Here is a 13609-nt window from a genome sequence, read left to right as displayed (position 1 = left end):
GAGAATATTTTCTTTGTAGATCTGAAAATAAACTATCCTGTACTAAAATTTATTGATATATTCTGAATCAGTTTTCGAACTAGATTAAAGAGTTAAAGCTGGGAATATAGCGGAAAACCAGTAAATCCACAATATGATCGTTAAGATCCCTGCAAGTAGTATCTTGACCATATTCCTGGTGAACATGGCGAATATGCACCCACAAAGAACACCAGGCAAGACCACGAAAAAATAAGGAATTAATTTTTGTGGCAGATAGTGAAACAATCCTGGTATTACAGTTGTTTCAATAGAAAGGAAATGATATACTGTAAGCGTTCCTATAACTATCAGAACACCAATTATATTTTCATTTCGATTCCTATTTTTACTTTGCATATAGATCACACCAACCGGCTGTTCAATACCCAACACAAATATCTCCTGGCTCACCGAACACTCATCAAATCCCCCAATATTAGCACTATCCAGATCATGCGATAGTAGAACCCTCATACACGATCAAACCGCCATCAGAAGCTATCATAAACTCCAGATGCTCTGAGCTTCCCACATTTGTAGAATATTCAACACTGCCTTTCTGAGTCGTAACAGATCCATTATCCAGCGTAAGCCTGTACGTATACATCCCTATTGTAGGAACTGACTTCCTAATTCTAATTTCTTCATTTGCCCCTATGAGATACACCTCATTATATAGCTTCACACCTTCCGGATCAAGTATCTTCACCCTTACTTCATGATCAACAAGGTCCTTGTTCTCAATGCTCAGTACTGCACCATCGATCTGCAACTTGGGAACAGCAGCTATAAAAGCAAGAAGTATAAGTCCTACGAGCGCGACCGCCAGAATTGCAACAATGACCGGATTTCTTCTTTGCATATTCCACCTCAGGCATCTGCCTATCAGAGCAAGCTCCCTATGAATGCTCCAATGGTTGTACCAATAGTCAGACCTAAGACCAACTTCCATTTTATTTCATTGAACATGAAATACGTAACCGGGATAGCGATAATGAACATGATCACTCCACGGATGAGTGGTTGTAGACATGATGCAGGCATAATATCATCCGGTTATTGTTGCATAGATCAGATCGTCTCCAGAAGCTCATCCAGAGTGAGTGATTCACCGATTTGGGTAGCTCTTCCATCATCCGTTAGTGTGAATTTGCCCTGTGAAACACCAGTGACCACAAAGTGTTCTGGACCAAAATCCTTGGTAGGCGGGTATGTGTCGTTTGTCAGGTAAAGCAACACCTTTTCTCCGGACGCAAAAGAAGGTTCATCTTCCACATCCATGATGACATAACCATCGTCCCCACCTTGTGTTCTAACGATGACTTCCTTTTCAGACAATGGATTTTTGAGATACTGATCCACACTTACCACTACATCAGTATAGATGAGAACATTCCATCCTAGATCATAGATATCATCGGTTGGCCTTTCCCCATCGACAGTATTCCATTTGCATGGCAGGATCTCCTTGACCGTACCTATGAGAATTACATCGGACCGATCACTCAGATCTTCATGGCTTAAGTATTCGAGACAGCTACTGATCCCGATCGTAACTTTACCAGAGTTATCACTAACCTGCTCAGCCAATGGTTCAGTGCTTTGCTCGTTCTCTGTGATGGAGCTGGTATTAAGAGTATCTTCGCTTGACTCTGCCGCTGTTACTGCTGCTTCACTGCCTTCAGCAGGGGCATCATCAGACCCTGCGACCAAAGGCTCAGCATCAGTTTCGTTCTCATTCTGTTTTGCGATCTCGAGCCCTGCCGATGCTAGAACCATCACAAATACCAGCAGCACTGCAAAAATTATCATGTATCTCTCCTGAGTTCCGATCTTTGGCATTTTAAAAGTACCCCATATCAACTTTAAAACAATTAAAAAATATTCTAACAAATTATATAAGATTTTTGCTTTAATCACACTTCATCCATTATTCATAAACTCAACTGATCAGGCATAAACAAAGCACCAACCAAGTTAATCAGAATGTGCTGTGCGGAAAACGTTAAGGAACAAAAGAACAAAAATAAATATGTGAGTTCACAAATGGAAAACAAAAATATCTTCTGGATCTTTGGCATCCTCCAGAGCGTTACGCTAGGAGCAATAATTTTCCTGATATTCAGATCACTGAACATGATCAGCGAGGTCGAAGTGATCGGATCAGATACTCAGATCGTGTTATGCACTTTGTTCCCGCTATTTTTGCTGATCGTGGAATACACGATCTACTCAAAGGACTAAAAGCAAAATACTGTTAATCCTCAGCCAAAGCGTGGACCACCGACATCGGCATTATTATTGTAGCCCCTGGATTCCCAGTACCCTTCATAAGGTTCATCTGTGACCTCGATGCCAGTCACCCATTTTGCCCACTTGTAGCCGTACTTGCCTTCTGCCACAAGCTGGAATGGAAAACCCCTATCCTGTGGAAGTGTCACATCATTCAGCTTGTACCCGAGGATGATGTTGTTGTCAACAAGATAGTCCAGATCAAGAGCCGTTGAATAGCCATCTTCGGAATAGAATATCACAGTTGTAGCCCCGTCCTGCACACCTGCATCATCAAGAAGGGTCTTTACAGGAACACCCGTCCATTTTGCTACGAAGCTCCAGCCTTCGACACAATCAAGGATCACTACCTTTGAAACGTTCGGGTATGAAGTGACCTGACCGTAGGTAAGAGATTGAGGGGTGTCCACCATACCACCGATCCTTAGCAGGTATGTGTCATCATTTATCCGCTGAGTTCCTTTTATGGCGTTGTTCCTCTGCTCACTGATAGGAGTTAGCTCCACTCCCTGATACTCAAGGGTTTCAACTTCGTCCCCATAGGTCCCATCGCTACCATCATCTGTATCTGAAGACACACAGCCTGAAGATAATATTACAAGAGATACAAGAAATACCAGAATTGCAATTAATGCCCACTTCATATGCTAACCCTCCCTAAGAAGGGTTGGTGCTGATGGATAAAATGTCTTTTGTGAAAGAACTTTGTAAAAGAGCCTGAAAATAAAAGTTTCAACCCCCCCCAATAAACTCATGTCAAACTCCTAATAAATTAAAAGAAGAAACTAAATATACCATATGAGCAGAATTTATATGGAGAATCAGGGTGGCAGAAACAAAAGAAGTACTTCACAGGTATAACCGCTACTCACATGTTTATGACCTTTTTGAAGGCATAATGGAATAGCTCGTCTTTAAAAGATGGAGAGGTAAGGTATTCTCAAAGGTTGAAGGCAGGTGCCTCGAAGTCGGCTTCGGAACCGGAAAGAACTTCAGCTACTATCCCAAAGATGAAAGCGTGAGTATGGTGGCCATCGACCTCTCCCCGGGAATGGCAGCAAAATCAAAAAAAAGAGCGACAGGTGTTGATGTGAATCTGATACTGATGGACGCCCAGCATCTTGCTTTCAAGGACAACGTATTCGATTCTGTTGTGATGACCTTTGTGCTTTGCTCGATCCCTGACCCGGTGAAAGGAGTGGAAGAATGTGTGAGAGTGTGCAAACCCGACGGGAAAATCATCAACCTGGAGCATGTCCGCACCAAAAACCGCCTGATAGCTTTTATGCAGGACCTTATGAACCCGATAACATACGGGCTTTTTGGCTTTAATGTGAATCGCAACACACGTGGCAATATAGAAAAAGGCGGAGCGACGATCATAGAAGACAGGAACATGACCTTTACAGATATATTCAGGCTTTTGGTCAGCAAACCAAATAAGTGACACACAAATCAGATATTTGATCAAAACGAAAACGATAGTGTTATAAATGATTAATCATTATAGATATCTTCGCTCAACTGAAGAGGTGAAAAGTAAATGGAAGACGATTACGATGAACTTGATGATCTGATAATGCAGAAACCTTCAGAAGGAGAAAGGGTAAAGAAAGAGCATGAAATGCTTGACAAAGCCGCATCCCATCCAATAAGAAGGAAGATGGTAGGCGCCATAGGAGTTTTCGGGAAACCGGAAGAACAACTCAAGAAAGAGGTGGAGGTTGACGATAACGCCTTCAAGTATCACATGGATTTCCTGACAAATGCCAATATCGTAGTGATCAAAGAAGACATCTACAGGCTCACTGACGCCGGCATTGACCTGCTCTCAGCAACCGAGCACCACAGGGAATCCTGAAGAAGCGATTGATGAAAGGAGGATGGTGTGCAGCCTTCTTTTTTGATTATTTGTTTTTGTAGTATTTTGCAGCATTGAGTATTACCTAGGTATGCCTATTTTTACCCACACGGTGATGTGGTCGTTGTCCCCTTGAATCATTGTGGCCTTATTCCTGGTCCCCTGTAAGCTCATCCCACAAAGCCTGTGCTGCTTTCCTATCCTTGTCAGTCACAGGTGTATCGGAATCGTATATTCGCCCGTCCTCCAATTCAGCCCTAAATCTTGATTTATTTTCTTCTGTCATAGTATCATTACCTCCACAATTAAAGATCGTAGTTGATCAAACTCCTTTTAATCTTGAGATTTCCTTCTTCTTACATTTACTACGTGAAAATGACACTCCCGATAGATTACCATAAATTGAACTATTCCAATCGAATGGACTTTTGGTATATTTGCCCTCTAAGGTCTGATCTTAAACTGCAAAACGTTTTCAATTGCTTCATGTAATGCAAAGCACGATAGACAGCACTTGTATTTTGTAAAAGCGTGAAATATTTTAAAGTTCGAATTTCGGAAGGAGGATTTCTACAGAGCGCTTTTAGGAAATCTATATATTTACTGACATAGGTACTTTATTGGAAATTTGTTTTAGTCTTATGTGCTGGTGGGAATAAATGGAGAAACTTTTTGAAACTATTTTTAATTCCGTAAACGATGGAATTCTTATCTATAATCTTGAAGGACGTTTTTTGGAAGTAAACCAGATTACTTGTGATGATTTGGGATATCAAAAGGATGAATTACTACAAATGACGGGAATGGATATAACACCCCCGGAATTTAGAGAAAAATTATATGAGCAAATGTTTGGAAAATTGAATCAGGGAGGTGGAATTGTCGAAACTATGTGCAGATGCAAAGACGGTTCTTTAGTACCAATTGAACTTAATATTCGTCCAATCGAATACAAAGGAAGCCCTGCAATTCTAGCCGTTGTCAGAGATATAACCGAACGCAAGAAAGCAGAAGAAGCAATGCTCAATTCCAAACTTGCTGCGGAGGCTGCTAACCGGGCCAAATCGGAATTTCTCACAAATATGAGCCATGAACTAAGAACCCCTCTCAATTCAATCATCGGATTCTCGGATATACTTTGTAGTGAGGACTTTGGTGCCTTGAATGAAATTCAGAAACGCTATCTATATAATGTTAATAAAAGTGGTAAGCATCTTTTGGAACTGATCAATGATATGCTGGATTTATCAAAGATCGAAGCTGGTAAGATGGAACTTTTCCCTGAAAAGTTTGCTATTCACGACGTCATTAATGAAATCAAAGCGACAATGACGCCTCTTGCAAAAAAGAAGGACATCGAACTGAAATGTATATTAAATATCGAAAATCCCCTAATAGTGGCGGACTCAGTAAAATTCAGGCAGATTCTCTATAACCTTGTAAGCAATGCTATTAAGTTTACCGATAAGGGAGGATCTGTGACAATAAGAGTGAACACATCGAATGAGCAGGCCTCTATTTTTGTAGAAGACACCGGTTTAGGCATCTCACCAAATGATCAGGAGAAACTGTTCAATCCGTTTAGTCAGGTGGATTCATCACTCTCAAAGGAATATAGTGGCACAGGCCTGGGTCTTGCTCTTGTGAAATATTTTGTAGAGATGCATGGTGGTGAGGTTTGGGTAGAAAGTGAAGTTGGAAAAGGAAGTACCTTCGGGTTTAGTATACCAACAAATTTCGAAAATACATCCAGTTGATTAATATTAGCTCGAATGCAACTGCTTTAGTAGACAGCATTTGTATTTTGTTAGCAATATTGATCATTAATCGTTCTCGACCTCAATCTCCAAACCACCTGTGATACCAGCTACAAAGTTGTATATGGCTGCCATGATGATACCTAAGATAAGTCCTATGATGCCGTAGAGGATAGGGAATATGATTATCGATTCAATGCCGAAGTCAGAGTTTATGCCATGCCCATAAAAAACAGATCCGACCAGGGAAGTAATGGCAATTATTATTGCTGGACTTATTGGAAAGCTACAACTTATTTCACAGCAGGATCTTAGCCAGTATCGGAGCAAGGAACACCGTCACCAATCCGGCAATGCCGATCGCAAGCCCACTCATGGCTCCCTCGGCCTCTCCTATCTCAACGGCCTTGGTCGTGCCGAGAGCATGGGAAGAGGTTCCTATGGCAATTCCGATCGCTACCTTGTCTTCTATTCTGAACAACTTGCAGATCAGAGGACCCAGCAGAATGCCTGCTATTCCTGTGAAAATGATGCCTGCAACAGTTATGGATGGTAAACCACCAAGCTGGTTCGAGATCTCTATTCCGATGGGTGTTGTAACAGATTTTGGTATCATGGAGATGCTTAGTAGATGATCAAGCCCGAACATCTTGCACATGACGATTATGCTCACAATACCTGCTGTCGAGCCTACAATTATCCCTGCAAGTATTGGAATGACATTTTCCTTAAAAATACTAATTTTCTTATACAGAGGCACAGCCAGGATAACCGTAGCAGGCCCAAGGAAGAAAGATATGAACTGTCCTCCCCTGTTGTAATCATCAAAGGTGATATGAAAGCTTAGTAGAAGGGCCATTATCACCAGCATACTCAGCACAAGTGGGTTTAGTAAGGGAGAACCCGTCTTTTTGTAGAGCAAGCTGCCTGCATAGAATGTTAATAGGGATAGCCCTATGCCAAAGATCGGAGATCTCACCAGAGAAGAAATAAGTTCACTCAAAGGATTGTCTCCTTTTCATCAGTATCTGTACTGTTATGCCGGTCACTACTACAATGATGATGGTCGAGACTACGGATATGAACAACAGGGCAGTCCATTTTCCTTCAAGTATGGAGAAACAGGTTATCAGCCCCACAGCCGCCGGTATGAAAAAAAATGAAAGATGCTTCAGCAGGAAGTTGCTTACATCTTCTATCATGGATAGCTTGAGGATACCAGTTAGCAGAAGTGCCAGTAATAGCAGCATTCCCAGCACACTTCCAGGAATGGGAAGGTTAAGGAAATTATGGATGAGATCACCCATAAAGCATATAACAAGAATTATGGCGAACTGAATGATACGCTTCATTAGATCACTTTCATTATATTAGATAAAGTCGAAGCATTTGGCATTAGGCGGGCGTAAGGTCAGTAGCAAATAATAGCAGTTTCGGTCCATGAATTGATTCATGGACCTGACGAAAGAAAATGCTCAATTACTGCTGGTTTCTGGGCTTACCTGAATTCCGACCAGAGCTTCTATTTGGGTTTTGACCAGACTTTTTCTTTGTCTGATTCCTACCCTGGCCTTTGTTGGGATTTTCTGATCGCCCAGCTTTGCCTTCTACCTTTTTAGCCTTGACGTTTCCTTTTTTAGCTTTACCTTCACCCTTTTTGCCTCTGCCTCTGCCTTTAGCTCCGGTACTTCCCTTTCGTCCTCTCTGTTGTTTTGGAGCTGGCTTTGCTGCATCACCGGTGGCATTCTTTGCCTTTTCGGAATGATAATTATGTTCAGCGACATCGATCTCCATGTTGGTGAGTTCTTCGATATCACGAAGGAAGTCACGCTCATCCGCTGCACAGAAAGAGTATGCTGTTCCGTCAGCTCCTGCTCTTGCTGTACGTCCTATGCGGTGCACGTAGCTCTCAGGGATATTCGGCAGGTCATAGTTTATTACATGTGATATGTCCTCGATATCGATTCCCCGGGCAGCTATGTCTGTTGCAACCAGTACACGCAGTTGTCCGGACTTGAAGCTCTGAAGTGTTTTTGTACGGTGGGTCTGGGACTTGTTACCGTGAATAGCACCGGCAGGGACATTGTTCTTGTTAAGCATCTCAGTGACCTTGTTAGCACGGTGCTTTGTACGTGTGAATATGAGAACACACTCCAGATGCTTGCCCCTTAGTAAGTGTAAGAGTAATTCGTTCTTATCCTCTGAATCCGTGAAAAAGATGAACTGGTCTATGCGTTCAACAGTTGTTGCCTGCGGGGTAACCTCTACGTGCGCAGGATTCGTTAACAGTTTTCTGGCAAGCGTGGATATCTCCGGGGACATGGTAGCTGAAAAGAAAAGTGACTGACGCTTTTTTGGCAGCATGCCAACAACTTTGTACACATCATTGAGAAAGCCCATGTCAAGCATCCTGTCCGCCTCATCAAGTACAAAATATTCCACATTTGAAAGGTTGACATGTCCCTGCTCTATCAGGTCCAGCAGTCTGCCAGGAGTTGCTACAAGGGAATCTACACCCTTTGAAAGAGCTCTTACCTGTGGTGTCTGACCAACACCTCCGAATATCACCGTATGCTTGAAACGGGTGAATTTGCCATACGTGGCAAAGCTATCCCCGATCTGTGCTGCAAGCTCCCTTGTGGGTGCAAGCACGAGCACTCGAGGAAATCTCGGACGTGGTGCCTTGTAGGATGCAGACATACTGTGAAGAATTGGCAATATGAATGCAGCTGTCTTGCCTGTACCTGTCTGAGCGATACCTATCATATCCCTACCATTCAACAGATGGGGTATGGATAGTTCCTGAATAGGAGTGGGTGTTGTATACCCTTCCTCGGACAATGCCCGCTGAAGCGGGAATATTAGATTTAGATTATCAAATGACACGTTATACCTCGGGTTAGAGTTAAAAATCGTTGGAAATTGATCTGACTCATCTTATATGATAAGAAAAGATCATGCTGGTTTATGGGTCAACCCCTCCAGTTAATTGCGCACAGTAAAGGTCTATAAATTGAATGATAATATTATTGAACACTTTTAATAATATCAAACAGGAATCACAAAGCAGATTCTGATAGGTCCGATCATTAAAAGTTACCATCTATATATTTGTATCTCCCTCATGATTAATGATCGATTACGTTTTGCTTGTTGATTCTGATAAGTAAATTGCAACAGGACAAAATGTCCATATAAAAATATAAGAAAATAAGAAAATAAGAATGGATGATCAAAAACTTGACCTTCCAAACATGTTTAATTAATTAGAGTAATTAAACGAGTTCGCCGAATGCGAATTTTCTCATTACTTTGGTAACCTTGATTGTTACTTCATCGCCAACTTTTGTGCTTGGGACAAAGATTACAAAGCCGCTTACTCTAGCGATTCCATCGCCTTCTCTTGCGGTATCTTCAATTGTTACGTCGTATGTTTCGCCAGCTTCTACTGGAGCAGTTGATTCCATGTTGTTGAACAAATATTTCACTTCCTTTAAAGTGCTTAAAAAGATAATAAACAGACTCTAGTAAACATACGAAAAAATAGTAAATACAGTTAAGGAAATACCATCTAGACCTATAATTTATTAAATTAGTTTTTGCCTCTAAAAGCACTCTTACCAAGTAATGATGTTATATAAACCTTTTCGTGCAGTGATCCATATTTCATACAGTTACCAGAAATCATGACATTGACCAAAATTTGAATTTGAATATATTTGTATAAATTTGTATGAGTTTGTATAAATTAAAAGAGGTTTTATAGGAATTATACTTCATTTGCCTCTTTTTCGTTTACTTGCTCATCGCTAACTAAAATACCATCTTCGAGAGTGATCACCCTGTCAACATACTCAACATGCCATGGCTCGTGTGTCACCATCACAATTGTCTGACCATATTTGTCATTCAATTCCTTGAACACATCCAGTACTTGTTTTGAGTTTCTTCTGTCCAGATTTGCACAAGGCTCGTCAGCAAACATTATGTCGGGTTTCTTTGCTATGGCCCTTGCGATAGCCACCCTTTGTTTTTCTCCACCGGAGAGTTCATCAGGGACCCTGTCAGGTTTATCTTTAAGACCAACCTTGTCCAGTGCTTCAAGAGCGATCTTATAGGATTCCTTTTTGGACTTACCTTCCATCATGGAAAGCACATAGACATTTTCTGCAGCGCTCATTTCATTAATGAGTGCATAATCCTGGAAAACATAACCGACCTGTGTCAGCCTGTAATAACTTCTTTCTGCTTCCGGCAGGCTGGAAACCTTTAATCCCCGAATGGTATATTCCCCATCTGTTGCGTCGTCCAGTAATGCCAGTATCCTCAGCAGGGTCGTTTTCCCACTTCCAGATGCACCCATTATCGCTACAAATTCTCCTTTCTTTATTTCGAACGAAACACCATTGAGAGCCTTGACAGCAGTTTCCCCTGACCCATAATATCTTTTCAGGTCTTTCACAACGATCATATTATCTTCCCCATATGGCTTTGAGTATGCTCTCCTTTGATACACTCCATGCAGGAAGTGTGCCGGCTATCACTGATAGTGTAAGCATGGTAACCATGCTCTGGATCAGCAGCATAGGATCGATCACGGGCCTAATTTCCATGGTTTCGTAAAATATTACCGGATTTGCCTGGAAGTAAAGCATAAGTGAGAGGTATAAAACCAATCCTGCAAGTATTCCTAAGGAAACATAGAACAAGCTAAGGAACGCATAGGACAACACTATCGATCTTGGGGTTATGCCTACTGCTTTTAAAATGCCGATCTCTTTTTTCCTGTGAAGCACGTTGATATAGATTATGATGAGGATCAATGCCGCACCCACGATCAGGCTCACAAACTTTGACATGGCATCTATTGCCCCCATGCTTTGCATTGCTTGCTTTATGAGAGTCTCTGATTTATCAGCCCATGTGAAAACCTGCTCGTTCACGCCGGCTTCCCGGATCTTATCCTGAACCTCCTCTTCAGTCCCGGACTTGTCAACCCTTACAACTACACTGGTAGCTTTACTCCCTTCCAGATCATACACATCTTCGATCTCTTTGTAGTGAACCAGGGCATTAAGGTCAACAAGTTCGAATGTGCCTTCCATGATGCCTTTGACCTTATAGGTCCTTTTTACACCATTGCTGTATGTTACATCAACAAGCGATCCTGCTCTGGCTTCACCCAGGTCATCATATATTTCTCCAAAAACTGGACTTGTGCCTGCGATTGCAGCACCAATGATGATCTCATCCCGGGAAAGTTCCCCTAAGAAATCCCCTTCAGTGATAATGTATGGGTATCGCGAAATTTCATACTCTTCTGTCGGAAGCAATCCTGTTAAAGTTACACCCACGACATTCTGTTTATGCTCAATAGATGCCCCCACATCCAGTCTCTTTGTTGCGGCCCTTACTCCTTCGACAGCCCGGACCTTCTGCAAGACGCTATCAGCATCGTTGATGTAGGTGTTGTCACCTGATGGTTCAATGACAATATCCCCGTAAGGATAGTCCTGCATATATGCAGTAAATAGAACCATCATTCCCCCTATCATGGATGGGAGGAACACTAAGTTCATAAAAATGAGCGAGAGAACAAAAACTATGAACATTAGTGTTTTTTTGTTCCCTCTTTTTATACTACTTGATGCAATGAGAGCTCCCACCCTGATATCGTTGATCATATTGGAGACCTCTTCATTGTTCTTTGTTTTTAGCAGAGCTGGCGCCGCCTTCCATTAACTGCTTGATTATCTCATCTTTTGACTTTTTTGTTCTATAATTATTGTAAATTAATCCTCCGATAACTGCCAGGATAATCAATACGATTGCAACTGTTCCTGCTACACCATTACTTTCCAGGACTATGAGATTGATATTCGTTTCGATCTGCTCTTCTCCAAAATCATCAATATACGTTATGGTCACAGGGATTTCATATTCTCCTGGTTGGTCAGCTATGAAAGTGATCACTGCAGGCCCGTCTTCATTCGGATCAAGAGTTCCTATAAAGGATTCTTTCAGTCCTTTGAATGGATGGTCAGCATAGACCCTTATTGAATTTATTGTCCTGTCACCAGAGTTTTCGATTCTCATGGTCAATTCTACAGTATCACCCATGTAAGGAAGAACAGGATCGACCTTTACAGATGCAAGATTCAGACTTCCTTTTTTGTCAAGCACGGTTATTTTAATGTCATATTCATCTTTTTGCTTGCCAAAATCATCTTCATACTCTATGATAACAGGGATTTCAAACTCTCCTGACTTGTTTGCTTTAAACTTGAATAATGCAGGTTGACTATCATTTAAGCCAAGAGTTCCAATTGTAGAATTTTTTATTCCTTTAAACTCATGATCCAGGCTAACTGATACAGATTTTGCAATTGCTTCACCGAAATTCTCTATACCCAATGTCAGGTCGACCGTATCCCCTTCATAGATATATTCAGGATTTGTCTTGACAGTAGAGATCCTTGGTTCTGCATCCTCACCTGTCACTCTAACTTCGACCTCATAATACTTTGTTGTTTCAAGAGCCTTATTTGCATATGTCAATTTCATCTTGATAATATGAGGGCCGGGATTAGCATCAGGAGTTGTCCTCATGTGGTATACCAGATGCCTTTCACTTGTAGGATATGAGAATTCATCAATTCTGGTGACCAGATCTTCTATGACGATGATATCCGGAGGAATGCTGATTATTTCAAAGGTAATGTCTTCAGGGGCTTTGGAACCGCAGCTCTCGAGATCGATAGCAAGGGTGAATTCTTCATCGATGCCTACCGAACTGGGGCTTAATTCCGTTATCTCTGCGTTTACGCATATCTCCCCGCCGGTAAAGTCAGCTGCAGCTACTCCTGTTAGAACAATGGCAAGAACGAACAGGAACAAACATAAAGGTCTTACATTCGGATTCATCTTTTATTCACCTCAGCCCTGATATTTTCTGTGTATTCAGTTAATTTTTTGAGAATTAATTCCAATGCAACCATTTGCTGATAATAATCTTCGATGATGTTGAGAATCTCTTCGGAGTCCTCTGCTTTACTATTTTTACATCTTTCAATTATTGCAGGAAGATCTTTAAGCGCAGGACTGACCATGAATTCATTCTTGGATCTTACTGCATTAATGGTCATTGTCAGCATATCTCTTTGAACTGAGAAGTACAATTTTTTTGAACCGGATTTCTTTGTTTTTTCCACTAATTTAATTCCACTAAGCATTTTCATTTCCGCACTAACTGCTGAAAAACTATACCCGGTCATTGTAGAAAGCTCTTCTAAAGTTAGTGGACCTGGTGCAGAATAAAGTATTGCCAGCAATTTAGAGGAAAGTTCATCAAGTCCCTGGGATTTCATCCCTTGATACACAAGATTCTCAAATTCTTTTTTTGCTGTTTTCATTTCAACGCCTTATTTACACAATTTCCAGTAATTAATAGATATTGTGGATGTGGGATTTATATGTTTTGATTATGAAACTTCGATAAAAATTAAAAATCACAGGTAATTGTCAACGAGATGATCTGTAAGGTGTTGTGATATAATCTGACAGTGCTTATCCACGAGCTCAATGAGACAAATATTGACATTACTTGTAGTATTCAACAGCAGAAGCTCTTGTCCTCATTCTTCCAACCTTTCCCTTACACCTATATTGAGAGTAAACG

16 protein-coding genes and 1 pseudogene are annotated in these 13609 nt (G+C 41.3%); 4 read left to right on the top strand and 13 right to left on the bottom strand.

All coding sequences use genetic code 11. From position 1 onward, the window contains the following. Window positions 1-84: 84 nt before the first annotated feature. The 3 genes from E7X56_RS02635 to E7X56_RS12015 form a co-directional block, all read right to left on the bottom strand. Entirely contained in the window at window positions 85-411 is a 327-nt protein-coding gene (locus E7X56_RS02635; RefSeq protein WP_135604595.1) for a hypothetical protein, read from the bottom strand. Window positions 412-472: 61 nt separating this feature from the next. After that, window positions 473-883 carry a hypothetical protein gene (locus E7X56_RS02630; protein WP_135604593.1) on the bottom strand — a complete coding sequence of 137 codons (411 nt, stop codon included), beginning with the start codon at window positions 881-883 and terminating at the stop codon, window positions 473-475. 209 nt (window positions 884-1092) lie between these two features. Next, window positions 1093-1863, bottom strand: a complete 771-nt coding sequence (locus E7X56_RS12015; protein ID WP_244603371.1) for a hypothetical protein — start codon at window positions 1861-1863, stop codon at window positions 1093-1095. 204 nt (window positions 1864-2067) lie between these two features. Here E7X56_RS12015 and E7X56_RS02620 point away from each other — a divergent pair, with 204 nt between their 5' ends. After that, the gene (locus E7X56_RS02620) at window positions 2068-2265 is read left to right on the top strand and encodes a hypothetical protein (RefSeq protein ID WP_135604591.1); all 198 of its coding nucleotides are present in this window, start codon (window positions 2068-2070) and stop codon (window positions 2263-2265) included. A gap of 20 nt (window positions 2266-2285) precedes the next feature. On the opposite strand, the gene E7X56_RS02615 is transcribed toward E7X56_RS02620, so the two are convergent. Further along, complete coding sequence (locus tag E7X56_RS02615; RefSeq protein WP_135604589.1) at window positions 2286-2957, bottom strand: molybdopterin-dependent oxidoreductase; 672 nt, start codon at window positions 2955-2957, stop codon at window positions 2286-2288. Between the two features lie 311 nt (window positions 2958-3268). Between E7X56_RS02615 and E7X56_RS02610 the strand changes: the two are divergent. Then, window positions 3269-3760, top strand: a pseudogene (locus tag E7X56_RS02610) (class I SAM-dependent methyltransferase); the annotation flags it as partial. A 96-nt stretch (window positions 3761-3856) separates the two neighbouring features. Then, window positions 3857-4174: a hypothetical protein gene (locus tag E7X56_RS02605; protein ID WP_135604585.1), complete on the top strand. Its 318-nt coding sequence runs from the start codon at window positions 3857-3859 to the stop codon at window positions 4172-4174. A 148-nt stretch (window positions 4175-4322) separates the two neighbouring features. Here E7X56_RS02605 and E7X56_RS11700 read toward each other — a convergent pair whose 3' ends face one another. Further along, window positions 4323-4460: a hypothetical protein gene (locus tag E7X56_RS11700; protein ID WP_167879425.1), complete on the bottom strand. Its 138-nt coding sequence runs from the start codon at window positions 4458-4460 to the stop codon at window positions 4323-4325. 373 nt (window positions 4461-4833) lie between these two features. On the opposite strand from E7X56_RS11700, the gene E7X56_RS02600 reads away from it, so the two are divergent. After that, a complete protein-coding gene (locus E7X56_RS02600) occupies window positions 4834-5931 on the top strand; it encodes an ATP-binding protein (RefSeq protein WP_135604582.1) in 1098 nt (365 codons plus the stop codon). A gap of 298 nt (window positions 5932-6229) precedes the next feature. Here E7X56_RS02600 and E7X56_RS02595 read toward each other — a convergent pair whose 3' ends face one another. From E7X56_RS02595 to E7X56_RS02560, 8 genes are all read right to left on the bottom strand, one after another. After that, on the bottom strand, window positions 6230-6934 hold the full coding sequence (locus E7X56_RS02595) for an LrgB family protein (RefSeq protein WP_210409231.1): 705 nt from the start codon (window positions 6932-6934) through the stop codon (window positions 6230-6232). Continuing rightward, window positions 6927-7283: a CidA/LrgA family protein gene (locus E7X56_RS02590; RefSeq protein ID WP_135604580.1), complete on the bottom strand. Its 357-nt coding sequence runs from the start codon at window positions 7281-7283 to the stop codon at window positions 6927-6929. The genes E7X56_RS02595 and E7X56_RS02590 overlap by 8 nt, the downstream gene beginning before the upstream one ends. Window positions 7284-7410: 127 nt before the next feature. Next, window positions 7411-8817 (bottom strand): DEAD/DEAH box helicase, encoded by a 1407-nt coding sequence (locus tag E7X56_RS02585; RefSeq protein WP_135604578.1) that lies wholly within the window; start codon window positions 8815-8817, stop codon window positions 7411-7413. A 389-nt stretch (window positions 8818-9206) separates the two neighbouring features. Continuing rightward, window positions 9207-9398: a TRAM domain-containing protein gene (locus E7X56_RS02580; RefSeq protein ID WP_048194214.1), complete on the bottom strand. Its 192-nt coding sequence runs from the start codon at window positions 9396-9398 to the stop codon at window positions 9207-9209. A gap of 302 nt (window positions 9399-9700) precedes the next feature. Then, entirely contained in the window at window positions 9701-10402 is a 702-nt protein-coding gene (locus E7X56_RS02575) for an ABC transporter ATP-binding protein (protein ID WP_135604576.1), read from the bottom strand. Window position 10403: 1 nt separating this feature from the next. Then, window positions 10404-11510: an ABC transporter permease gene (locus tag E7X56_RS02570; RefSeq protein ID WP_244603370.1), complete on the bottom strand. Its 1107-nt coding sequence runs from the start codon at window positions 11508-11510 to the stop codon at window positions 10404-10406. Window positions 11511-11628: 118 nt separating this feature from the next. Continuing rightward, entirely contained in the window at window positions 11629-12855 is a 1227-nt protein-coding gene (locus E7X56_RS02565) for a COG1361 S-layer family protein (protein WP_135604572.1), read from the bottom strand. Then, window positions 12852-13343, bottom strand: coding sequence for a GbsR/MarR family transcriptional regulator (locus tag E7X56_RS02560; RefSeq protein ID WP_135604570.1), 492 nt, complete (start codon window positions 13341-13343; stop codon window positions 12852-12854). The genes E7X56_RS02565 and E7X56_RS02560 overlap by 4 nt, the downstream gene beginning before the upstream one ends. Between the last annotated feature and the right edge of the window lie 266 nt (window positions 13344-13609).

The sequence above is a fragment of the Methanococcoides sp. NM1 genome (assembly GCF_900774285.1).
In the GTDB taxonomy this organism is placed as follows: Archaea; Halobacteriota; Methanosarcinia; order Methanosarcinales; family Methanosarcinaceae; genus Methanococcoides; species Methanococcoides vulcani.
The sequence above is the reverse complement of the archived record's forward strand: the minus strand, read 5'-3'. Positions and strand labels throughout refer to the sequence as shown.

Excerpts from the sequence above, each read along its gene's own strand:
- E7X56_RS02575 (WP_135604576.1), bottom strand. The coding sequence starts at position 10,402 with ATGATCGTTGTGAAAGACCTGAAAAGATATTATGGGTCAGGGGAAACT.
- E7X56_RS02560 (WP_135604570.1), bottom strand. The coding sequence starts at position 13,343 with ATGAAAACAGCAAAAAAAGAATTTGAGAATCTTGTGTATCAAGGGATG.
- E7X56_RS11700 (WP_167879425.1), bottom strand. The coding sequence starts at position 4,460 with ATGACAGAAGAAAATAAATCAAGATTTAGGGCTGAATTGGAGGACGGG.
- E7X56_RS02590 (WP_135604580.1), bottom strand. The coding sequence starts at position 7,283 with ATGAAGCGTATCATTCAGTTCGCCATAATTCTTGTTATATGCTTTATG.
- E7X56_RS12015 (WP_244603371.1), bottom strand. The coding sequence starts at position 1,863 with ATGCCAAAGATCGGAACTCAGGAGAGATACATGATAATTTTTGCAGTG.
- E7X56_RS02580 (WP_048194214.1), bottom strand. The coding sequence starts at position 9,398 with ATGGAATCAACTGCTCCAGTAGAAGCTGGCGAAACATACGACGTAACA.
- E7X56_RS02605 (WP_135604585.1), top strand. The coding sequence starts at position 3,857 with ATGGAAGACGATTACGATGAACTTGATGATCTGATAATGCAGAAACCT.
- E7X56_RS02570 (WP_244603370.1), bottom strand. The coding sequence starts at position 11,510 with ATGAACTTAGTGTTCCTCCCATCCATGATAGGGGGAATGATGGTTCTA.
- E7X56_RS02630 (WP_135604593.1), bottom strand. The coding sequence starts at position 883 with ATGCAAAGAAGAAATCCGGTCATTGTTGCAATTCTGGCGGTCGCGCTC.
- E7X56_RS02600 (WP_135604582.1), top strand. The coding sequence starts at position 4,834 with ATGGAGAAACTTTTTGAAACTATTTTTAATTCCGTAAACGATGGAATT.
- E7X56_RS02620 (WP_135604591.1), top strand. The coding sequence starts at position 2,068 with ATGGAAAACAAAAATATCTTCTGGATCTTTGGCATCCTCCAGAGCGTT.
- E7X56_RS02615 (WP_135604589.1), bottom strand. The coding sequence starts at position 2,957 with ATGAAGTGGGCATTAATTGCAATTCTGGTATTTCTTGTATCTCTTGTA.
- E7X56_RS02565 (WP_135604572.1), bottom strand. The coding sequence starts at position 12,855 with ATGAATCCGAATGTAAGACCTTTATGTTTGTTCCTGTTCGTTCTTGCC.